This window comes from Anaerotruncus sp. AF02-27 (assembly GCF_003465835.1).
Classification (GTDB): Bacteria; Bacillota; Clostridia; order Oscillospirales; family Ruminococcaceae; genus Anaerotruncus; species Anaerotruncus rubiinfantis.
The window spans coordinates 36,068-57,620 of the sequence record NZ_QSBX01000018.1 but is presented as its reverse complement, the minus strand read 5'-3'; the positions used below and the strand labels follow the sequence as shown (position 1 = coordinate 57,620).

23 protein-coding genes are annotated in these 21,553 nt (G+C 56.1%); 15 read left to right on the top strand and 8 right to left on the bottom strand.

Annotation, left to right across the window (positions count from 1 at the left end; all coding sequences use genetic code 11):
- Positions 1–149 precede the first annotated feature (149 nt).
- From DWV16_RS13250 to DWV16_RS13240, 3 genes are read left to right on the top strand one after another with little or no spacing between them, the layout of a single operon-like run.
- Positions 150–494, top strand: coding sequence for a hypothetical protein (locus DWV16_RS13250; protein WP_066458935.1), 345 nt, complete (start codon positions 150–152; stop codon positions 492–494).
- A complete protein-coding gene (locus DWV16_RS13245) occupies positions 487–891 on the top strand; it encodes a hypothetical protein (RefSeq protein ID WP_118479678.1) in 405 nt (134 codons plus the stop codon). Before DWV16_RS13250 ends, DWV16_RS13245 begins: the two co-directional genes overlap by 8 nt.
- 11 nt (positions 892–902) lie before the next feature.
- Positions 903–1,604 (top strand): hypothetical protein, encoded by a 702-nt coding sequence (locus tag DWV16_RS13240; protein ID WP_118479676.1) that lies wholly within the window; start codon positions 903–905, stop codon positions 1,602–1,604.
- A 39-nt stretch (positions 1,605–1,643) separates the two neighbouring features.
- On the opposite strand, the gene DWV16_RS13235 is transcribed toward DWV16_RS13240, so the two are convergent.
- Positions 1,644–1,892 (bottom strand): hypothetical protein, encoded by a 249-nt coding sequence (locus DWV16_RS13235; protein ID WP_066458941.1) that lies wholly within the window; start codon positions 1,890–1,892, stop codon positions 1,644–1,646.
- 135 nt (positions 1,893–2,027) lie between these two features.
- On the opposite strand from DWV16_RS13235, the gene DWV16_RS13230 reads away from it, so the two are divergent.
- Positions 2,028–2,936, top strand: a complete 909-nt coding sequence (locus tag DWV16_RS13230) for an SDR family oxidoreductase (RefSeq protein ID WP_118479674.1) — start codon at positions 2,028–2,030, stop codon at positions 2,934–2,936.
- A 60-nt stretch (positions 2,937–2,996) separates the two neighbouring features.
- Here DWV16_RS13230 and DWV16_RS19800 read toward each other — a convergent pair whose 3' ends face one another.
- Positions 2,997–3,773, bottom strand: a complete 777-nt coding sequence (locus tag DWV16_RS19800) for a hypothetical protein (RefSeq protein WP_305000071.1) — start codon at positions 3,771–3,773, stop codon at positions 2,997–2,999.
- Between DWV16_RS19800 and DWV16_RS19795 the strand changes: the two genes are divergently transcribed.
- A complete protein-coding gene (locus DWV16_RS19795) occupies positions 3,763–3,912 on the top strand; it encodes a hypothetical protein (RefSeq protein ID WP_199719791.1) in 150 nt (49 codons plus the stop codon). The two genes, DWV16_RS19800 and DWV16_RS19795, sit on opposite strands and share 11 nt — an antisense overlap.
- Before the next feature lie 413 nt (positions 3,913–4,325).
- Here DWV16_RS19795 and DWV16_RS13220 read toward each other — a convergent pair whose 3' ends face one another.
- Positions 4,326–5,438, bottom strand: coding sequence for a ComEC/Rec2 family competence protein (locus tag DWV16_RS13220; protein WP_158572883.1), 1,113 nt, complete (start codon positions 5,436–5,438; stop codon positions 4,326–4,328).
- A gap of 312 nt (positions 5,439–5,750) precedes the next feature.
- On the opposite strand from DWV16_RS13220, the gene DWV16_RS19100 reads away from it, so the two are divergent.
- Positions 5,751–5,921 carry a hypothetical protein gene (locus tag DWV16_RS19100; protein WP_158572881.1) on the top strand — a complete coding sequence of 57 codons (171 nt, stop codon included), beginning with the start codon at positions 5,751–5,753 and terminating at the stop codon, positions 5,919–5,921.
- A 41-nt stretch (positions 5,922–5,962) separates the two neighbouring features.
- On the opposite strand, the gene DWV16_RS13215 is transcribed toward DWV16_RS19100, so the two are convergent.
- On the bottom strand, positions 5,963–6,151 hold the full coding sequence (locus DWV16_RS13215; RefSeq protein WP_066458972.1) for a hypothetical protein: 189 nt from the start codon (positions 6,149–6,151) through the stop codon (positions 5,963–5,965).
- A gap of 79 nt (positions 6,152–6,230) precedes the next feature.
- A complete protein-coding gene (locus DWV16_RS13210) occupies positions 6,231–6,740 on the bottom strand; it encodes a manganese catalase family protein (RefSeq protein WP_066458974.1) in 510 nt (169 codons plus the stop codon).
- 260 nt (positions 6,741–7,000) lie between these two features.
- Between DWV16_RS13210 and DWV16_RS13205 the strand changes: the two genes are divergently transcribed.
- The 8 genes from DWV16_RS13205 (at position 7,001) to DWV16_RS13170 (ending at position 16,119) form a co-directional block, all read left to right on the top strand.
- The gene (locus DWV16_RS13205; RefSeq protein WP_066458976.1) at positions 7,001–7,999 is read left to right on the top strand and encodes a LacI family DNA-binding transcriptional regulator; all 999 of its coding nucleotides are present in this window, start codon (positions 7,001–7,003) and stop codon (positions 7,997–7,999) included.
- 256 nt (positions 8,000–8,255) lie between these two features.
- Entirely contained in the window at positions 8,256–9,452 is a 1,197-nt protein-coding gene (locus tag DWV16_RS13200) for a CaiB/BaiF CoA-transferase family protein (RefSeq protein WP_066458978.1), read from the top strand.
- Positions 9,453–9,510: 58 nt separating this feature from the next.
- On the top strand, positions 9,511–10,575 hold the full coding sequence (locus DWV16_RS13195) for a TRAP transporter substrate-binding protein (protein ID WP_066458979.1): 1,065 nt from the start codon (positions 9,511–9,513) through the stop codon (positions 10,573–10,575).
- Positions 10,576–10,651: 76 nt separating this feature from the next.
- Complete coding sequence (locus DWV16_RS13190) at positions 10,652–11,155, top strand: TRAP transporter small permease (RefSeq protein WP_066458981.1); 504 nt, start codon at positions 10,652–10,654, stop codon at positions 11,153–11,155.
- The gene (locus DWV16_RS13185; protein WP_118479670.1) at positions 11,152–12,420 is read left to right on the top strand and encodes a TRAP transporter large permease; all 1,269 of its coding nucleotides are present in this window, start codon (positions 11,152–11,154) and stop codon (positions 12,418–12,420) included. Before DWV16_RS13190 ends, DWV16_RS13185 begins: the two co-directional genes overlap by 4 nt.
- Before the next feature lie 28 nt (positions 12,421–12,448).
- Positions 12,449–13,639: a CaiB/BaiF CoA-transferase family protein gene (locus DWV16_RS13180; protein WP_118479668.1), complete on the top strand. Its 1,191-nt coding sequence runs from the start codon at positions 12,449–12,451 to the stop codon at positions 13,637–13,639.
- A gap of 2 nt (positions 13,640–13,641) precedes the next feature.
- Complete coding sequence (locus DWV16_RS13175; protein WP_066458991.1) at positions 13,642–14,424, top strand: enoyl-CoA hydratase/isomerase family protein; 783 nt, start codon at positions 13,642–13,644, stop codon at positions 14,422–14,424.
- A gap of 39 nt (positions 14,425–14,463) precedes the next feature.
- Positions 14,464–16,119, top strand: coding sequence for an FAD-binding protein (locus DWV16_RS13170; RefSeq protein WP_118479666.1), 1,656 nt, complete (start codon positions 14,464–14,466; stop codon positions 16,117–16,119).
- Between the two features lie 191 nt (positions 16,120–16,310).
- Here DWV16_RS13170 and DWV16_RS13165 read toward each other — a convergent pair whose 3' ends face one another.
- From DWV16_RS13165 to DWV16_RS13155, 3 genes are all read right to left on the bottom strand, one after another.
- Entirely contained in the window at positions 16,311–17,159 is an 849-nt protein-coding gene (locus DWV16_RS13165; protein ID WP_066458995.1) for a MurR/RpiR family transcriptional regulator, read from the bottom strand.
- A 119-nt stretch (positions 17,160–17,278) separates the two neighbouring features.
- Complete coding sequence (locus tag DWV16_RS13160) at positions 17,279–18,550, bottom strand: enolase C-terminal domain-like protein (protein ID WP_066458997.1); 1,272 nt, start codon at positions 18,548–18,550, stop codon at positions 17,279–17,281.
- A 78-nt stretch (positions 18,551–18,628) separates the two neighbouring features.
- Complete coding sequence (locus DWV16_RS13155; protein WP_066458998.1) at positions 18,629–20,035, bottom strand: glycerate kinase; 1,407 nt, start codon at positions 20,033–20,035, stop codon at positions 18,629–18,631.
- 378 nt (positions 20,036–20,413) lie between these two features.
- On the opposite strand from DWV16_RS13155, the gene DWV16_RS13150 reads away from it, so the two are divergent.
- Positions 20,414–21,541, top strand: coding sequence for a tyramine oxidase subunit B (locus DWV16_RS13150; protein WP_066458999.1), 1,128 nt, complete (start codon positions 20,414–20,416; stop codon positions 21,539–21,541).
- Positions 21,542–21,553 lie beyond the last annotated feature (12 nt).

The window sequence follows — 21,553 nt, the reverse complement described above, 5'->3', positions numbered from 1 at the left end:
CTCCGGTTCGAACCGGTCTGCATTTCATATTATATCAGAATGAAACTTGTACTTTAGAAAGCAGGTCCTTCCGCCAAAATGCCGGAAAAGTTGCCTTTCCATGCAACTTTTCCGGCATTTTGGCGGTAAAGGTGAAAGGAGCGTTGCCGATGCATGTAAACGGATACAATCTGCGCATGACACGCGGGGACAGTGAAACCATCCACATCAGCTGTGAGAACGCGGATGGGACGCCGCATCCATTCCAATCCGGGGATACGGTCTATTTTACGGTGAAGAAGGATGTCAACACGGCAGAAATCCTGCTGCAGAAGATCATAACCATTTTTACCGAAACCGGAGCGGCACAGGTGGAGCTTGCGCCGCAGGACACGCGCGGGCTTTCTTATGGCGGGTACAAATACGATGTGCAGCTCAGCTGCGCGGACGGCCAGGTCATGACGATTGTCCCGCCGAACGACTTTCGGATCGGAGGTGAGGTGACTTATGATTAGCGGCAAAATCCCAACAGCGGCAAAACTGAAGGCAACCGTCGTCGCTGCGGGGCCGGCGGGGAAATCCGCTTACCGCTATGCGGTGGAAGGCGGCTATTCCGGGACAGAGGAACAGTTCTACCGGGATCTTTCCGGCACCGGGAGCGGGGTGGCCGGTATCCTCTATGTCAAAAGTTTTTCCGCTTCGGCTTTCCAAAAAAGCGGCCTGCAGTATAGCTGCCTGATTCCCGCGTCGGAGCACGGGCTCGGTCTGAGTGCGATGGTTACGGAGGTGCTTCGGGAAGCGGACGCGGGATACGGGAACGTGTGGTATCAGTATAAAATCCTGCCGAACGGGGACGTTGCGCTTTATTCAGCGGAGCCGTTCGATGGAAAAATTGTGATCGAAAAAATATAGGAGGAATTCATTTGGCATTAACAACCGTAAAGCTTGGCGATTTCATTGAAAACGTCATTAAAACGGTCAACGACAATTTCAGCGATCTGGAAGTCCGAAAGGTGGACGGCGCGAATGTTCCGACCAAAGTGAGCGAACTTTCAAACGACAGCGGCTTTCAAACAGCACAGCAGGTGGCGGAAGCGGTCGCCGCGTTGGCCGCCTCTGCGCCGGAGACGCTCGACACCCTGAAGGAGCTGGCTGACGCGCTTGGCAACGACCCCAATTTTGCAGCTACCATTGCCGGGCAGATTGCCGCGAAGGTGGATAAAGTGGAAGGCAAAGGGCTTTCGGCCAACGATTTTACCGATGCATTGCTCGCGAAACTGAACAGCCTTTCGAACTATACGCTGCCGGTTGGAGGGGAACTGCTCGGCGGCGTCAAAAACGGCGGGAACGTCACCATCAACGCGGACGGCACCATGACCGCGCCCGCCGCCCAACAGGGGGTGAGCGTAACCCGTCTGGATTTCGGTGCGGACGACGCGCGCTGGGGGCCTCTGACGGAAAACAGCTACACCTTGACAGTGGCTTCGTCTGGAAAATCTCCGATCGGGGTCTACCGCAAGGACAAAACGGCATACGGCCTTTCAATGAGTGATCTTGTGATTGACGGCGCAAACATTGCGGTAACAAGCTACGATAAATTTGAGGGGTATCTGCTGCTCATCTGAGCGCGGAAAAAATGGAACGGCCATTGGCCGTTCCATTTTTTAGTCCGGGATTCCCGGTGTTTCGGTCGTCTTTTTGATGTTTTGCAGGCCGCGGTTCACTTTTTCGTGGCTAAGCGGGATATCATAAATTTCACTGTAGGAATCCACTTCGGGCTCGTCGGCTGGGGCCGCGGGGATGAGGCCGGTGCATTCGGTGGCGGAAGCTACCGAAAACAGATCGTCAAACAGATCGCGGCCGTCGTCCGCATCGAACGGATGGGCGGACTTGGGTGTTTTCGGATCGGACATGATAATCAGCTCCTTTTTAAAGTTTCTTTTAGTGTTTCCGCATCCGCGACAACGATACATTGTCAAATTTTTTCACGAAAGATCGCCAAAACGAATATTCTGAGAAAAAACAGTCTCTGAAAGGCGGTCATTCTCATGGTACCAGTTTATCCGTATCTGCGTAAAGAAACGCAGTGCAAAAGTGTTCCCATCGCGTTTCCCCCGCAGGAACAGCTGACACAGCCCGGACTCGAGACGCTGATGAATCCGCGTCCTATTTTTGAAAATCCCTCCTATTGCGGCAGCGGGAAACTTTCGGGCAAAACAGCTGTCGTGACCGGCGGCGACAGCGGCATCGGCCGGGCGGTAGCCTGCGCTTTTGCCAAGGAGGGCGCGGATCTAGTGATCCCGTATCTCTGTGAGGAACGGGACGCGCGCGAAACAAAATGCTGGATCGAAAATCTGGGCCGCAGATGTCTGCTGATCCCAGGGGATCTGGGACAGCGGAGCAACGCGGATGCCGCTGTGGAGAAGGCAGTTGGATGCTTTGGAAAAGTCGATGTGCTGGTCAATAATCAGGCGGTACAGTTTGTACAGGAGAGCATCCTGGACATCTCCGCCGAACAGCTCGAAACAACCTTTCGCACCAATGTTTTTGCAACCTTTTACATGATCCAGGCGGCTTTGCCGCATATGAAGCGCGGAAGCGCGATCATCAACACCACCTCGGTTACGGCCTATCACGGGGAACCCAAACTGATTGACTACAGCGCCACCAAGGGCGCGCTCGCGGCGCTGACCCGTTCGCTGGCACTTTCGCTCGCGCCCTGCGGAATCCGTGTGAATGGGGTGGCGCCCGGGCCCATCTGGACACCCCTCATTCCCTCCTCCTTTTCCGCGCGGGAGGTCGCTGCGTTTGGCACCCAGACTTCGCCGGTGCCGATGCGCCGCGCGGGGCAGCCGTTTGAACTTGCGCCAGCTTATGTCTATCTCGCAAGCGACGACAGTTCGTACATGACTGGGCAGGTACTGCATCCGAACGGCGGTACCATCGTGAACGGCTGATTCGCGCAGAAAAAACCGGTCCGTAAGCACCTGTAACAGGCGTTTACGGACCGGTTTGGGCTATTCAGCGATTTTGAACAGGGTGAGCTGGATCGAAATAACAGACATTCCGTCTACCACGCCGGTTGTCTCGATTGGGGCTGTGTCCTCCTGCGCGATTCGAACAAGCGAAACCATGTCGCCCGCTGAAAGCCGCAGAAGGCTTGTAGCCGCGCAGGGGACGCTGGACGAACCGTCCGCACCGGCCCCGCAGCTTGCATTGCCGCTCGAGTCCGCGCCATTTTTTGAACGGACAACAAAGACGGCGGAATAACCGGGTGCGAGCGCCACCCGGTGGCTCACAAGGTAGACGCCGCTTTCCGCAATGGCAACGGCGTTGCCGGAAAGGATAAATCCGCTGGAGTTCGCGGGATTTGCATATTCCAGCGGCAGTGTTTCACCGGGCAGAATCCGCTGATTTCCGGCTGTGTAGAAACTCGCGTAAGCGGGGGACAGGCCCGGCCCTTTGGGCCCTGTGGGCCCGACGGGTCCCCTGGGCCCCGGAAGTCCGGCAGGCCCCTGCGGGCCCGCCGTGCCGGTTACGCCGCGTGGGATGACAAAATCGAGCAGGTGGTTGGGGCTGCCGGTCGCGTCGGTGACCAATGCGGGGAATCCCGGGTCGGCCGTGGTGGTACTGCGTACTGCGAGCGTTTCAATCCCGCCGAATCCCCCCGCTCCAGCGGGTCCGGCCGGGCCAGTCGCGCCGGTAGGGCCAGTCGCGCCGGTAGGGCCAGTCGCGCCGGTAGGGCCGGTTGGGCCAGTCGCACCGGTTACACCGGCGGGGCCAATGGGCCCCATCGGTCCCGGCATCCCGCACGGCAGAGGCGGCTCCTGCGGGGCGGGCGGCGCCGATGGACATGTGGACTCGGGTTCGTCCACCAGGCAGGATGACGGTTTTGGGGAAGGCGCCTCTGGATTCCGGCTGGGGAATTCCTGATCCAGGGAAGGCGGTTCCGGGCGGGACGCGGGTTCGGATGACGGTTGTGGCGATTTTGTCTGGGGACGGCTGCTGTGTGGGACAGGGATGACATATCGGTTCATAATACGCTCCAATCCGCCGCTGCGCGCGCCGGCATATCCTATGTAAAAATCCCGGAAAACGCATGCGCGCAGAAAAAAGGCCGCGTCTGTCCGGTATTTCTATTTATATTCTATGCAGCGGCGGAAAAATTGTCCGAAATCGAAAAAACTGCTATACGGATTGCTGCCTGTGAAACAAAAGAAGGAATGCTGTCATATAGGACGAAAAACAGAAACAGGGATGCCGCCAAACGGCGGCATCCCTGTTTTATAACGCTGTTAGCACTTCATAAGCCCGCGCCTTTGGCGGATCGTCGAATGCCAAAGAGGTCAGGGGAAACACTTTTTGCAGGGCGCGAGCCCGCGCTCCAGAGCCTGTGAAAGCGGGATTTCGGAAGCGTTTTTGATGTTGCTGCAGCCGGGGTCCGCATGGTATTTCCGGCCGGACGCGGTGATCCAGACTGTTTCTGAAGCCGGGTCAGCCGCGGCTTGAGCGGGTGAGGCTTCGGTGGAAGGCACGCTTTCGGAAACCGCCGCGGTGCCCGGTACAATTGTTTTCCCGTCCGAAGAAAGGACCACCGTTCCGTCGCGGTCGGTTCGGTAAACTGCGGCACCGGCTTCGGAAAGCGCCCGCAGGGTACTGCCGGCCGGATGTCCGTAGGAATTGCCCTCACCGACCGAAATGACCGCATATTTCGGGGATACCCGCTTTAGGAATCCAGCGGAGGTGGAAGTGTCGCTGCCATGGTGGCCGACTTTGAGCACGTCGGACTTCACATCGGTTGTGATCTGCTCCTCTGAAAGTGTTTCCGCGTCGCCGGTGAAGAGGAACGAGGTATCCCCATAGGTGACTTTGAGCACGGCGGAATAGTTGTTGAAATTGTCGTAGCTCTCCTGTACCGGCGCGGCGAATTCGAGCGCATAGCCTTCCGCCGGGATCATCTTTCCAGCCTTTGCGACGTTGATTTTCAGGCCCTTCGCGGCAACCGCGCCGACCATCGCTTCAAAGGTCTTGGAGGTGTGTGTGACCTTTGGCATATAGAACGCACCGACCTCTATGCCGGAGATGATGTCGGCCATTCCGCCGATGTGGTCGGAATGCGGATGGGTCGCAATCACATAGTCAAGCTTTTCGCAGTTCTGCTGTGCGAGATAATCTAGGATAGCCGGGCCGCCGCCAAGGTCGCCTGCGTCGATGAGCATCGTTTTGCCGTCCGGCAGTTCGAGATAGGTGCAGTCGGCCTGGCCGACGTCGAGATAATGTACCCGCAACATTCCGCCGGACGGCTGTGTTTGCACGTCTTTGCCCTGCGCGGCGACGCTGTCGGGCGGATTCTGGCTGCCGGAAGAGGCGGATGCGGCTGGAGTGGGCGCGGCGCACCCGAAAAGCAGAAAAAAAGCAACCGGCAGGGCGAGCCAGCCGGATTTACGAAACCAATTCATCTGAGAGACTCCTTTAGACATCAAAAATATTTTAAAAACTGTCCCATGTCCCTGGCAGGAAATGAAGGATACAGACGATGAGGATAATGAAACCCAAAGCCATCACGACAGTGTTTTCGGTGGTGTTCTGAAACTGGCTTGTCATTGTGAAACCTCCTTTTCCCCAGCTTATGAAGGAAACCGGCTCCGGGTGCCCGCCGTGCCGCCGTGAAAATGTGAAAAACGGCCTGGCCTATTCCATTTCATGGGATTCTAAAGTATACGAAAGGGGGAATCTGGATACGGGCCAAATTTCAGCGAAAGAAGGGGCTCATGGCACGGCCGGATCTGGAAGCGTGCCAGGACGCGCAGACCGTATCTCGGAAACAGACGGTGCGGGCCATGGGGGAAGCCGGGATGCCCATAGAACATCTGCGGATGCCGCTTCGGAAGTTTCGGAAAGCAGCGGAGCGGATGAAAAGCGGGAAAGAAGCGGGCCTTTAAAAAAATCCGCGAATCCGCGGCGGCGGATTTGCGGATTCCTTTTATTTCACGAGTTCGTAGGTTATGATAACCGCCAGAAACAGGATCGCAAAGAAGAGCCACGGACGCTGCGCGTAGTGGTCGATCAGCCGTTTAAAAGGGCTTTTCTGTTTGGTGGTATTGCTGTAATCGATGTTGCTCCGGTAGCCCGTGTTGCCGCCGGCATGCGATTTTCTTTTCTTGTTCGCCAATCTAATCACCTCTTGTATTTAGTATAACAAAAGGCGGACAAGAACACAAGTGCCGCAGGCCTGTGTGAAGAGGAAAAAATCAGCAGAGTTTGCGCAGGGCTTCCTCGAATAATTGCATGTGCAGCGCTTCGTCGAGCGAAATCCGCTCAAGCATCTGTGAAACATACGGGTCGCGAATTCGCTGTGCTGCCCGCAGATAGCCTTCATAAGCGGATTTTTCCCCACGGATGTCGCAATGCAGCCCGGCGCGCAAATCGCTGGTGTAGTCGAGCATCCGCGCGTTCCACATCGGGCAGGCTGGCGGGCAGAGCGCTTGGTATTTTGGGTCGCCGCCAAGCAGTACGATAAGCTGTCCCAGAATATCCAGATGCTTCATCTCCACCATCGAAATCCGCAGGAGCAGCCGCGCCAGCTGCGGGTCCTGCGGACGGAAAACCCAGCTCTGATAAACATATTGGGCAATGGCGCCGAATTCCCCGGCCGAAGAGGCGAGTGAAAGCGAGAGAATCTGCGCGTAATTCTGGTTTGGCGCAGAAACTGCGACCGGCGGGTAAGGCGCCGGATTGGAAACCGAAATCTCGTTGCTCATCAAAAGACACCTCCCAATAGATGACATAGTCATATCTATTCGGGGGACTCTGAAAAGATGTAAACGAAAAATGCGTCCGCATCCGATACGCCCGCAGCCGTGAGCGGATGGAGTCTTTTCTTGTGAAAAGATGATAAAATACCGGTGTGGATTTGTGGCAAAGAGCAAAGATTATGTGTGACGCTTGACAGGAGAACCTTGTCCATGGTATTTTTTAAGTGGAATATAAACGTTTATAAGAGGTTGGGAGATGGTGAGTGATGGCGACAATCAAGGATGTGGCAAAATTGGCGGGCGTTTCGATCTGCACCGTTTCCCGCGCGCTCGCGGATAAAAACAATATCAAGCCCCAGACTCGGGAACGGGTTCTCTCGGCGGCGCGTGAGCTGGACTATAAACCGAATTTTTCGGCGCGCAGCCTAAAAATTGGCAGCACCAACACCCTGGGGTTAATCGTGCCGGATATCACCAACCCCTATTATCCGAAGGTGGCCAAAAGCATTGAGGAATATGCCGGCAGGCAGGGGTACATGATCCTTCTGTGCAATGCAAATGAAGAGCTGGAAAAGGAAAAACGCCTGGTCGAGACGCTTAAAAAGCGCAATGTCGATGGGGTGATTGTGCTGCCCTGTTCACAGCATATCGATCACATTCAGAGCCTTGAAAAGTCCGGCATCCCATATGTGTTTTTTAATCGAAGCTTTTCAGGCGAGCGTCATTGTATTCCGAGTGACAACTATTACGGCGCCTATACAATGACCAAATATGTGATTGAAAACGGCCATAAGAAGATCTGCGCGGCTTTTCTCAGTTTCGACAACCCGATCTATCAGGAACGTTACGAGGGGACGCTGGCGGCTCTGCGGGAGCACGGGCTTCAGGCCTGCGCGGAGCAGTTCCTCTTCAATGTCAGGAGTATCCAGGATTTTTATAAACGGATGCTGGTGCTTTTGGGCCAACCCGACCGGCCGACTGCCTTGGTGGCTGCCAACGATATGCTTTGTATTGGCGCCTACAGCGCGGCGAACGCCTGCGGGCTGCATGTTCCGGAGGATCTTTCGGTCACGGGATACGACAATATCCAGTTTGCCGAGATGATGATGCCGCCGCTGACCAGTTTTTTGCAGTCGGAGGATGAGATGGCGCGGACGGGTGTGGACTATCTGCTGGAACTCATTGCAGGTGAACAGCCCGAACCGCCCAAACAGCTGCGCGGCAGGATCATTGTGCGGCGTTCGGTCTGCGGGCCGAAGGGATGACGAACTGCAAAAGTCTGGTTCCTTTTACTACAAATCGGAGCGAAAGTTTGTAAAAAACAGAAAAGATCCGTAAAATCTGTTGACAGTGAAAATCGGCTGTGGTATCTTTTAGAAAACAAATTATAAACGTTTATATTTTGAAAAAACGACAAAAAGTTTTATAAGTTGCAATTTAACTTGCAGCTTTATTTTTCAAAATGAATTATAAACGTTTATAATTCAAAGGATGCAAGTGAAGAAAGGCGGATGATCAACAATGCTGGAAGGCGTAAAGATCCTCAGTTTCACACATTACCTGCAGGGCCCTTCGGCCGCACAGGCTTTGGCGGACCTCGGCGCGGACGTCGTCAAGGTGGAAGCCTGCAAAGGCGCCTATGAACGCGGCTGGTCCGGCTGCAACACCTACAAAAACGGCGTCAGTGTTTTTTATCTGATGGCCAACCGCAATCAGCGCGGCATCGCGCTCGACCTCAAATCTGAGGAAGGCCGCGAAGCGATCTACACTCTCGTACGGGAAAAAGGTTACGACGTGATCCTTGAAAACTTCCGCCCGGGCGTCATGGATAAGCTCGGACTCGGTTATGAGAAGATGAAGGAGATCAATCCCGGCGTGATCTACTGCTCCTGCACCGGGTACGGTTCAAGCGGGCCAAAAGTCAAAAAACCCGGCCAGGATCTGCTGATCCAAGGTATGAGCGGCCTTGCGGCGCTTGCCGGCCCGAGCGATCATCCGCCCATGCCGACGGGTACCGCGCTGGTCGACCAGCATGGTGCGATCCTCGCGGCGCTTGGCGTTGCGGCGGCGGTTTACGACCGAGACAAGACCGGAAAAGGCCACCGGATTGAAGCGAGCCTGCTCGGCTCAGCACTCGATCTGCAGATCGAACCCATCGGCTATTACCTCAACGGCGGAACCCTCACCCCGCGCACCGATACCGGACTTTCCACCCGTATTCACCAGTCGCCCTACGGTATCTACCGAACGGCGGACAAGTATATCACCCTTTCGCTCACCTCGTTTGAAAACCTTGAAAAGGCATTTACCCCCGGCGCGCTCGCGGGCTTCAGCGCGAAAGACCAGATGGACAACCGGATCGAGTTCGATAAGGTCGTCTGCCAGGAGCTGCTCAAGCGCACAACCGCCGAGTGGATGGAAATTTTTGAGGAGATTGGCATCTGGTACGCGCCTGTAAACGAATACGACGACGTGCTCAAGGATGAACAGGTGATCTACAATCAGGCGTTCATCACGATGGATCATCCGGTTGCCGGGAAGGTAAAAGTGCTTGGCCACGCCAACCACTACGACGGACAGCCGGTCCCGCTGCGCCGCCTGCCTCCCGAACTTGGGGAACACACCGCTGAACTGCTGCGCGAATGCGGATATTCGGACGAAAAAATCCAGGAACTGGTTGCCCAGGGAAAAGCCGTCGCGGCAGAAGGGACCCTTTAAAAATAGTCGTACCCGCTGTATGGACTACTTACAGTGATAAGAAAAGGAGAGAAAGAAAATGAAAAAACTACTTGCAACGCTTCTGACCGGTGCCATGATTCTTGGGACCCTTGCGGGCTGCGGCGGTTCCAGCGAAAGCTCCTCCGCCCCCGCCGGCAGCACTGCGGCTCCGGCTGCTTCAAGCGCCGGCTCGAAAGACACGCCGGCCGCGGATACCATCACCATCAAAATGGGCATGGTCGACCCGGACGGCAGCAACTTCCACAAAGGCGGCCTTGCGATTGCCGAAGAGGTGAAAAAAGCCACCGACGGCCGGATCACAATTGAAGTTTTCGCGGGCGGCCAGCTCGGCAATGAACGCGATATGTATGAGGGCGCCCAGATGGGGACCATCGACATGTTCACCGCGTCGAACGCGGTGCTCACCTCCTTCATCCCTGAGATGGCAGTGCTTGACCAGCCGTTCCTCTTCAATGATGCGGATGAAGCGCACCGGGTGATCGACGGCAAGGTTGGCGGCCTGATCGCGGAAAAAACCGCAGCGCAGAAAGTCCACACCGTCGGCTGGATGGATGTTGGGTTCCGCAATGTTTTCTCCACCCGCCCGGTTGAGACGGTTGCGGACTTCAAAAACCTGAAGATCCGCACGATGGAAAACGATCTGCACATCGCCGCGTTCAACGCGCTGGGCGCAATCGCAACCCCGATGGCTTCGGGCGATGTTTTCACCGGACTGCAGCAGGGCACGATCGACGCGGCTGAAAACGCGGTCGCGAACCTGATCGCCAACCGTTACTATGAGATCACCAAGAACGTCACCTACACCAACCACGTGTTCGGCTTCATGGGCGTGTTCATGTCCGACAAGGCATGGAACCAGATCCCCGAGGATCTGCGCGACGCTTTCCTCACGGGTGTGAAAGCCGGCGCGGATCAGCAGCGTCAGTTCCTGGTAGAAGCGAACGAAGCTGCCGCGAAAGAGCTGGTTGACCTGGGCGTCAACTTCTATGAGATCCCGATGGATGAAATGCGTGTGCTGGTCGAACCCGCGATGGAGCAGTTCTCCGACCGTATGGACCCGGCTTGGGTAGAAGCAATCGAGGCCGATAAAAACGCCGCGTAAAGCATAGCGTCCGTTTTCTGTCGGACGGTTCCGGCCGGGAGCATCCTCCCGGCCGGAGCTTTAAGGAGGGATTCATATGAAAAAGGTATTATCCGGGCTGCAGAAGATCGAAGATTTTATTCTGGTAGCCGCTTTTGTGGTCATGGTGCTTTCCGCGTTCGCACAGGTGGCCAACCGCAACCTGTTCCACGTGGGGATCTCCTGGTTTGAGGAGCTCGCGCGGTACTGTATGGTCTATATGGCGCTGCTTGCCGCCGAAGCCGGTCTGCGGGACGGCACCCAGATTTCAATTACCGCCATCACCGATAAGTTTCACGGCCTCGCGGGAAAACTGCTGCGCGCCGCAGCGAAGCTGGTTGTCATCCTCTTTGCGGCGGTTTGCTTTTTCAATTCTTTTACCATCCTGCAGACGCAGATCTCTTCGGGACAGGTTTCGCCCGGCCTGCATCTGCCGATGGTCGTTCCGTATTTCGCGCTGCCGCTCAGCTTCGGCATCATCACAGTGGTGCAGTCGGCTTCGCTGGTGATGCTGCTGCTGGATAAAACGGCAAAGGCCCCGGAAAAGGAGGAAAACGCATGACTGCCCTGGTCCTGTTTGGAACCTTGATTCTGATGCTGCTCATCGGCGTGCCGATCTCCGTCTCGCTCGGCGCTGCGACCATGGTGTCCCTGCTCACAGTCGACGTGCCGCTCGCGGTGATCCCGCAGCGGATGTTCACCGCGCTCGACTCTGTGTCAATCATGGCGATCCCGTTTTTTGTGCTTGCGGGGAATCTGATGACCGAAGGCGGCATCTCCCGAAGACTGGTTGATTTCTGCAACAGTATCATTGGAAATGTCCGCGGCGGCATGGCTTATGCGATGGTTCTGGCCTGCGCCTTTTTCGCCGCGCTTTCCGGTTCAGCGCCCGCCACTGTGCTTGCTATCGGCGGTATGCTTTATCCGGATATGATCCGCATCGGCTATCCACCCGCTCGCTGTGCCGGCCTGCTGGCTGTCTCGGGCGGACTTGGCCCAATCATCCCGCCATCAATCATTATGGTCGTCTACTGCACGATTACAAACAGTTCGGTTGGTGACATGTTCAAGGGCGGCATTGTCGCGGGCATTATGATCTCGATCGTGCTGGTCATCCTCTGCATCATCTATGCAAATAAGGAAAAATGGCCGAAAAATACCGTAAAACTTTCGGCTGGGCAGCTTTTTCGCAGCTTCTTCAGCGCGCTGCCCGCATTGCTTTTGCCGGTGATCATCCTGGGCGGAATCTATTCCGGTCTCATGACCCCAACCGAATCCGCCGCCGTGGCGGTCATCTACTCGTTTATTGTAGGTGTCTTTGTCTATAAAGAAATCCGCACGGAAAACCTATACCGCATCCTGCTGGAATCGGGCAAAAGCAGCGCGATGATGCTCTTCATCATTGCGACTTCGACCGCGTTTTCGTGGCTCTTCACCTTCTCGGGCATCTCCGGGCAGATGGTGGATGTGATCGTTTCGATGCATCTGGCTCCGTGGCTGTTCTGCCTGATTGTAGCGCTGATCCTTCTGGTATTTGGCACCTTCCTCGAGGGTATCGCGATCTGCGTGCTTCTGGTGCCGGTGCTCTGGCCGATCGCGCAGAGCCTGGGCGTACATGCCATCCATTTTGGCATGATTATGTGTACTGCGATCGTCATTGGCAATATGACCCCGCCGGTCGCTGTCAACCTGTTTGCGGCCGCGTCGGTTTCGAAGCTCAAGATGGGTGAAATTGCAAAAGGAGAGCTGCCGTTCTTCCTCGGGTTTGTGGGCGTGTTTTTCCTGTTTGTGTTCATTCCCGGGCTGAGCACGCTGCTGATTGGATAGCCAGAAAACAAATTTGGAGGCAAGCCCCATGCTTGAGGGTATGAAGGTTCTTAGCTTTGTCCATGGACTTTATGGCTGCGGTGCAAGCCAGATTTTGGCTGATCTTGGAGCTGATGTGGTGCGGGTCGAATGGGATCCCGAAAACCGTGGACGCCCTGGCAGCGATTACCGGAAAAATGGAGAAGGTATCTTCTTTCTCCTGACCGGACGCAACCAGAAAAGTTTTGCCGCCGACCTTTCGCGGCCGGGAGGCCGCGCGGCGGTGGTTCGATTGCTTGAAGAGTACGATACAGTGATTGAAAACTGTCCCCCGGGTTTCCTGGCAGGGCTTGGGCTCGGATATGAAACGCTCCGGACACGCTTTCCGAGGCTTGTCTGGTGTTCCTGTACCGCCTATGGAAACGGCGGCCCACGTGCGGGGGAGGTGGATGATGAACTGCTCATGCAGGCTGCCAGCGGGCTTGCCTGGCTCAATGGTCCGGGCAGCAAACCGCCGGTGCCGGCAGGTGCGGCACTCATCGAGCAGCACGCGGCGTCGCTTTTAGCCCTGGGGCTTGTGGCTGCGGCACGTGACCGGGACCGCACCGGAAGGGGGCACCTGGTCGAAACGAACCTGCTTTTGGCTTCACTCGATATGCAGATCGAAACGGTTGGTTACTATTCAAACGGTGGACGCTTTATCCCGCGGGTGGACACCGGCCTTTCGACCCGTATCCATCAGTCCCCTTACGGCGTTTACCACACAGCGGACGGATACATCACCGTTTCGCTGACCCATCATGACCGGTTGAGCCAAATTTTTACGCCGGGCGTAATGGATCGCTTCACCGAGCGGGACGCGATGGAGAACCGCGAGGAATTTGACAAAGTGGTCTGCGAGGAACTGAAAAAGCGTACGACCGCCGAATGGATCGCGCTGTTTGACACGCTCAAAGACATGTGGTATTCCCCAGTGAACGAATATGAGCAGATGCTGCGGGATGAGCAGGTGATCTATAACCGTCCTTTTTTGCAGATGCAGGTTCCTGAGGCGGGGAAGGTTCAGGTTTTGGGGCATCCCAACCGCTATGACGGGGAAAACCTCCCGCTGCGCAGTACGCCGCCCGCCTTTGGGGAGGACACCGGCACGCTGCTGCGCCGGTGCGGATACACAGAAGAAGAAATCGAAGCGCTGGACCGAACAGGGACGGTGCAAATCCATCAGGAAAAGAAGGAGTAAATATGGAATATCAAAATAAAATGATTCTCGTGGAGAAACCCGCGAAGCATGTCGCGCTTCTGACGCTTAACAACCCGCCGCTCAACCTTGTAACCTTGGAATTGAGCGCGGAACTGCGCGATACCCTCTTTAAACTCGAACGGGACGACGAGGTGCGCGTCGTGGTGCTGACCGGTTCAGGCCAGCGTGCTTTCTGCGTCGGCTCGGATGTCAAGGAGTTTCCCCAGGTCTGGGACGATGTCATCGGCAAGAAGCTGCAGAAGGAGAACGAAACCTTCAATGCGATTGAATTCCTTGAGAAACCGGTGATTGCGGCAATGGAAGGCAATGTTTGCGGAGGCGGCTATGAGATGGCCATGGCCTGCGACCTGCGGATTCTTTCGGAGGCGGGACGTATCGCGCAGCCAGAAATCAACCTCGGTGTCTTTCCTGGCAGCGGAGGGCTTTTCCGCCTGCCGAAGCTGGTCGGCGCATCCAAGGCAATGGAGATGATGTTCCTTGGTGAATTCATCGACGCGCCCGACTGCCTGCGCCTTGGACTGGTCAACCGTCTGGCGCCCGCCGGCGAGGTGGTCAGAACCGCGCTGGAGATGGCCGCGCGTATCGCTGAAAAACCGTTTGAAGCGGTCAAACTTATCAAGAAGGGCGTGCGGGAGATCGGTATGGTGCCGACCGCGGAATGTTTCTATAAAAATCTCGACTTCAGCAGGACGATTTTCCAAACGCCGGACTGCGCGGAGGGCGTGGATGCCTTCTTGCATAAGCGTTCGCCGGAATTTCAATAAAAAGACGCAGGACGGCGTTCAGAGAGCGAGGAACTACTTATGAACAGACTGGCAACGGATGTGCTGATTGTCGGCGGCGGCGGCGCGGCTGGCCGGGCGGCCATCGCTGCCGCCGACGCGGGAGCGGATGTGCTCATCGCCACCAAAAAACCGCTTGGACTTGGCGGGACAACCACCTATCCGGTGGCGGAAATGGCCGGCTACAATGCGGGCAACCCTGCAAAACCCGGCGATGTCGAACGGCATTACCAGGACATCGTCGACGCTGGCCAGGGGATGGCCGATCCCAGGCTCGCCGCTATTCTGGCGGAAAACGCGCCGCGTACGGTGGCCGAGCTGGAAAAATGGGGCGTAGCTTTCGACATGGAAGGGGACGATTATTATATCTTCCAAAGCTGTTTTGCCAGCGCCCCGAGAACCCATGTCATCCGTGGGCACGGCGATCCGATCGTGCATGCCATGATGCAGCAGATCGCCTTGCGTCCGAACATCCGGGAGCTCAGTGGGATTACAATTGTGGAATTGCTGATGCGTGACGGCGTCTGCCGCGGCGCCTGGGGGATGGACAAAGCGGGCGGCTTCGTACGAATAGACGCGGGAGCGGTGGTGCTTGCGACTGGCGGAGCTTCCCAGGCGTTTGAAAAAAACCTGAATCCCGGCGATGTAAGTGGGGACGGTTATCTGCTTGGCTACGAAGCCGGAGCGGAGCTGATCAACATGGAGTTCATGCAGGCGGGTCTGGGGATCTCCCACCCGATTACGAATATCTTCAACGGCTATATCTGGGCCGCGCATCCGCGTTTGCAAAATAGCAGGGGAGAAAGTTTTATGGAAAAATACCTCCCTGCCGGTATGCCCCCGGAACATGTTATGGATGAGCACCGGCGGCATTTTCCGTTTTCTTCGAGCGATGACTCGAAATATCTCGAAATCACCATCCAAAAGGAGATCTGCGCGGGAAATGCCTGCGCGCACGGCGGCATCTGCGCGGATCTGACCCACATGACAGACGCCTATGTGGACAGCATCCCGGACGACTGCGGGCTGCATCATATGTGGCGGGTCGCGCGCGATCACATGCGCGAAAACGGACTCGACCTTTTAAAACAGACGGTGGAAATCTCGGTCTTTGCACATGCTATTAACGGCGGCGTGCGTATCAACGAGCGCTCCGCCTCAAGCCTGCCGGGACTTTACGCGGCAGGGGAGGTGGCGGGCGGCCCGCACGGCGCCGACCGTTTGGGTGGAAATATGATGGTTACCTGCCAGGTATTCGGAGAAATCGCCGGGCGCAGTGCAGCGGAGTGGGCCCGCGGACAGAAAGGGCTGGCGGTGGATGCGGGAAAGCCTTCGGCGGCGCTTGAGGAGATCCTGCATAAACGAATCGATACCAATGCGATGATTGCGCACATGCAGAAGGTGAACCAGAAAAACCTTTTGGTTTGCCGCAGCGAGAAAAGCCTGGAACGTGTGCAGGAGCTTGTGCAGGATCTGCTGCGCGAGATTGAGCAGGCGCCCACGCAGGACGCGGTTCGCATGGACAATTTCCGCCTTTACAGCATGCTGGTTTCCAGCGGCCTGATGGCACAGGCCGCGCAGGGCCGCAAGGAGAGCCGGGGCGCGCATTTCCGCGAGGATTATCCGCAAACCGATTCCGCGCTCGGGAAGCCTGCCGTGCAGAAAAAGAACACCTGATTCTTTTTTCGCTTTCTTCTTATCTATCTTCATAAGGACTGGACGGCGGCAGAGATATGCCGCCGTCCAGTCCCGTTATTGCAGAAGAAAATTCCCGTCTGCGCGGGGAGCGGTTTCTACAATAAAAAGGGCGGGCAGCCTTGAGCTGCCCGCCCTTTTTTTGTTTTAATAAGAGGACCCGGTGCGGATATTCAGAGGCCGAGGTAATAGCCTTTATTGAGAAATTCCTCGGTCTGGCGCAATGTTTCGAGCGCACCGGAGTAATCCTGCAGCGCGACTGCCGCAGCCAGATAGTTGGTAAGCGACATCGGCGCGACGAACGAGTTTTTGAAGGAGACGCCGCCCACGCTGCACGGCAGGAACACGTCGCCGTAGCTCTGGACGGCCGCGTAGTTCTGGCTGGTGAAAAGGATCACTCTTACCCCCATGTTTTTCAGCCACAGGATCAGGTTTGCGGCAGTTTTTGAATAGCGGGGGAAGAGGTAGGCAATGCAGATATCCTCGCTGCCCGCGCCGACCATCTCCTCCGGAAAGATCATACCGATCGACTGAATCAGCTTGACGCCGGGACGGATCTGGCCGAGCCGGGAGGTCATGTAGTGGGCCAGCGCAAATGAACTGCGCATCCCCAGAACATAAATATTTCGGGCGGAGGCAATCATGTCAATGGCCTGCCTGAGACTGTCCTGCGAGATGTTCGAGAGGGTATTGGTGATATCGGCAATGTCATTTTGTACGGTGTCCATCAGGAGTTTATCCCGGTTGATCGAGTCGCGCTTGCTGGTAAACCGTTCGGGCAGACTGACTTTGTCCATGATGGAGCTCTGGACGTCCTTCTGCATATCGGAATAGCCGCTGTACCCGAGTTCCCGGGCGAAGCGGATGATGGTGGTGGTACTCACGCCGATTTTTGTGGCAATATCGTCAAGGGTATTGAAAGCGATCATATCCATATGCTCCATCGCATAATGCGCGACAGCCTTCTGGGAATGGGTGAGCGTATCGAATTTGCCGGAAACTTTGCCGGAGAAATCGGGCATGGGTACCCCTCCCTTTCGGTGGAATTGTTGGAAAATTTGGAATTTATGGGAAAACATCCGCAGGACAGGTCACGCCCCAAAACGATCCGTTTTGGGGCGTGACGGGATAATCGGAAATTTTAGAAGCGGACAAGCCCGGTGATATCGGTCATATGGCAGCCGGGGGTGGTGTCGCAGGCGCGCATCAGGAAATTGAGTTTGTCGATGCGCTCGCCGGAACGCGGCGCGCCATTCTTCTGGATGGGCACTTCGAGGCCGACCGAGAAGTCCATGACGATATCGCCGACAACGCCGCCGGCGCGTCCGGACGGAACCGAGATCATGCCATGCTCCTTGGCGAACGCGTGTGCGTCGAGCGCCTCGGTGATGGTGCCGATCTGGTTCGGCTTGAGGATGAAGCCTTCCACCGCTTTGGTGTCATAGGCGCGTTTCAGGCGTTCCGGATTGGTGACGATCAGGTCGTCGCCGATGATGATGGTGCGTTTGATCTGTTCGACAGCCTTCGGATAGTGTTCCCAGTCGTTCTCGTCGAGCAGGTCCTCGATGAAGACGAAGTTGTATTTTTCAGTGAGCGCTTTGGTATAAGCGATCAGTTCGTCAGCGGTGATGCGTTTGTCCTTCATCAGATAGGTGTTGGTTTCAGCATCGTAAACTTCACTCGAAGCGCAGTCAAATGCGAACGCGACCTTGTCGTGGTAGCCGCAGGCGTCAATGGCTTCCTGCATCAGGTCGAGGACGACCTCGGGATCGTTGGACGGAGCAGCCCAGCCGTAGGAACGGGCGACCTGCGGGTCCGCGCCGAGGAATTTCTTGAGGATCACGCCGAGCTTATTGAACACCTTGACAGCGATCTCGACCGCCTCGTAGATGTCCTTCGCTTTGTAAGGGACGATCAGGAATTCATTAAAAGCGAGGTGTACGTCGCCGTATTTGCCGCCGTTGATGACGTTGAAGGACGGAACCGGGACGGTTTTGATGTCGCGGCCGCACAGATACCGGTAGGTCGGCATTTTGGCAGCGGCGGAAGCGGCGCGCAGAACGGCCGCGGAAACCGAATAGATGGCGTTGCCGCCGAGTTTTTCTTTATTGGGAGTACCGTCGAGCGCAATCATCTTCTCGTCGATCGCGCGTTGGTCGGTGACGTCCATGCCGATGATGGCCGGGCCGAGGATATTTTTGACGTTGTCGACCGCTTTGTGCACGCTCTGGCCGTCATACTCGTTGGGATCGTTGTCGCGCAGGACATATGCCTCGTACATGCCGACCGAAGAACCGGTCGGGGCGCTGGCGGTACCGATAAACCCGTCGTCGGTGACGACATCTACTTCGACCATCGGACGGCATTTGCAGTCGATGATCTGACGGGCGGTTACACTTTTAATTTTGGACATATCAAAATTACCTCCATCGTATTCTAACTGGGTGAAGCCCGCCCCGGCAGCAGCGGTCAGGGCGGGTACAGAAAATGTTTATTTCTCGAGCTTCGGAACGTACATGACGTTGAAGTCGCACAGGTTGGTGCCGGTGTTGCCGGTAAAGACGGTGTCGCCGATCGCGTCGAGCGCCTCATAGGCTGCGTGGCCGCGCAGGGAAGCGTAGATATCGACGCCCTTTTCGAGCGAGGTTGCATAACTCTGGGAGTCGGTGATGCCGCCGGCGATCGGAGCGGTGCCGTCGGTGCCTTCCGAGTCGATCGAAAGCAGGCAGCTGCCTGGGGCCTTCTGTGCAACGAGCGCGAAGCTGAGGGTCTCTTCCTGTCCAGGTCCGCCATGACCGGTGATGGTGGCGTTGTCGAGGATCTTGGTGGTCGCTTCGCCGGAGGAGAGCAGGACGCACGGCGCCTGGATCGGATTGCCGTAGGTCTGGATCTCACGCGCGATCGAACCGAAGATTGCGCCGACGTCCTTCGCCTCGCCTTCGAGGAAGGAGGTCAGGATCATGGCATTCAGACCCATTTCTTCCGCGACTTCCTTCGCATAGATGCAGGAATCCGGCAGAGTGTTGAGCAGGAAATAAGTGTTGTTCGGGAACGCCTTCGGGGTTTCGCCCTCTTCGCCCACATTCATAAGGTACTCGACAACCTTCTTGGGCAGACGGTCCTCGACGCCGTAATCGCGGATGACGCGGCGGGCTTCTTCGAGGGTGGTCTGGTCAGGTCCCATCGGGGTGCCGCGGTATTTGGCGTAAGGGATACCGATGTCGCCGGTGGCGGGGGAGGCGACCGCATCGGAGATGCCGAAGCCGATCAGCTCGCTGCCGCGCGCTTCGATGCGTTTGGCGAGCATACCGCCGTTCATCTGGGAGATATGGCGGCGGATGGCGTTGATTTCAAAGATGTTCGCGCCGGATTTGAGCATGACGTCGGTGACGTCGATCTCATCCTGCAGGGTGAGACCCTCGATCGGGCAGCTCATCAGCGCGGAGCTGCCGCCGGAGATGACCACGATGAACAAATCGTCCGGACCGGCGTTGTCGACGATGTCGAGGATCTTGTGGCAGGCGCGCAGGCCTTCCTCGTTCGGGAGGGGATGCCCGCCGACATAGACTTCGGTCTTGCGGAATACATCGGTCGGTTCGCTGATCTTGACGATCGCGATGCCGCGGGTCAGATGGTCGCCGAGGACTTCGTCAACCGCCATTGCCATATGGTTGCAGGCTTTGCCCGCGCCGAGCAGGTAGACGTTCTTCTTTTTGGAAAGATCCCAGGACTTGGTTCCAATGTGAAGGATGTCGCCCTCCATGTGCATGATGCTCTTGATACGCTGGTAGCTGTCAAGCCGCTGAAGGGTTTTTTCGGTGATATCCAGGACGATTTCCCTGGACTTCACATCGCCGTGGGAAAGGATGTCTGCGCGGTTACGGATTTTCTGACTCATAATGACCTCCTGATCTTCAATTGTTGCTTGTTATTCTGATGGTGATGGCCTCTGGAATGTACTATTTACTTCTTAAAGTATAATAAGCTACAAAACGCCTGTCAACCATCCCCCGGTTTCTTTTGAAAAAGATCGAATCTCAAAATTATTTTTCGCAAAATGAGAACTGTGTTTCAGTTTTTTATCGGATTGGACCTGCAAATTTGGCAGTGATGCACAGAATCAAAATAATATTGACTTCCTGAATTTGGCGTGATATCCTCAATGTAGTAAATGAAACAATCTGTTCCACGCAAAATTTTGGCGCTGTCGTTTAAGCGTTCATTTAATTTTGGTACATCCATTAACCGAACTAAATTTTGAGAGGAGATACAAAAAATGGGACACAAGACTGAATTCCTTTATCTGTCCGAGCCTGACCTGATTAAAGTTGGCGTACTTGATGAGAAACGCTGCGTAGACGTTTCCGAAGAAGTTTTCAAACTTCTTTCCGAGGGTGACTACCTGATGGGTGGCCCGAATCACAACAGCCATGGCATGGGCATCATCTTCCCGAAAGCGGAAGACTGCAAATTCCCGAATATGCCGGTTGCAGGTCCTGACAGACGTTTCTTCGCAATGCCTGCGTATCTCGGCGGCCGTTTCGACTGCTGCGGTGTGAAATGGTATGGCTCGAATGCTGCGAACCCCGCACGCGGCCTGCCCCGTTCGGTTCTGACTGTTCTGCTCAACGATAAAGACACCGGCGAGCCGCTCGCATTCCTGTCCGCCAACCTCATCAGCGCGATGAGAACCGGCGCTGTTCCGGGCGTTGCGGCGCGTTATCTGGCCCGCAAAGATTCCGAAGTTGGCGTTATCGTCGGCTGCGGCCCGATTAACAAATCCTGCTTCCGTTCGATCATGCCGCAGGTTCCTTCCATCAAGAAGGTTTACTGCTATGACCTGTTTGAGGACAAAGCGCAGGCCACCGCGGACTGGGTCAAAGAGGAATACGGCGTGGAAGGCGTTGTCGCCACTTCTCTGGAAGAAGCTGTCCGCGCCGGTGATGTTATCACTGTTGCCGCTTCCCGTCTGAAACCCCTCATGTTCGACAGCTCCTGGGTCAAGAAAGGCTCGACCATCCTGTTCTCCGGTCCTGGAAAGGGCGACGAGAAGTTCTGGACCGATGCGAAGATCATTTATGACCACATTGGCCTGCACGAAGCTTATGTTGAGGAAGCGATCGCTTCCGGCGACAAAGCGGGTTATTATTCCGGCGTTATCGGCGGACCGATCTACACCCTGATCGACGAGGGCAAGATCCAGCCGCTTAAGGAATCCACCAGTATCGGTGATGTTGCCCGCGGCATCAAATCCGGCCGTGACAATGACGATCAGGTTATCGTCTTCGTTGCCTGCGGTATGGCGGTATTCGATGTAGCGTGGAGCTATGACCTCTACAAGAAAGCCCAGGAGATGGGCGTTGGACAGACGCTGAAGATCTGGGACGACCCGCACTGGAAATAATTTAATTGCTGA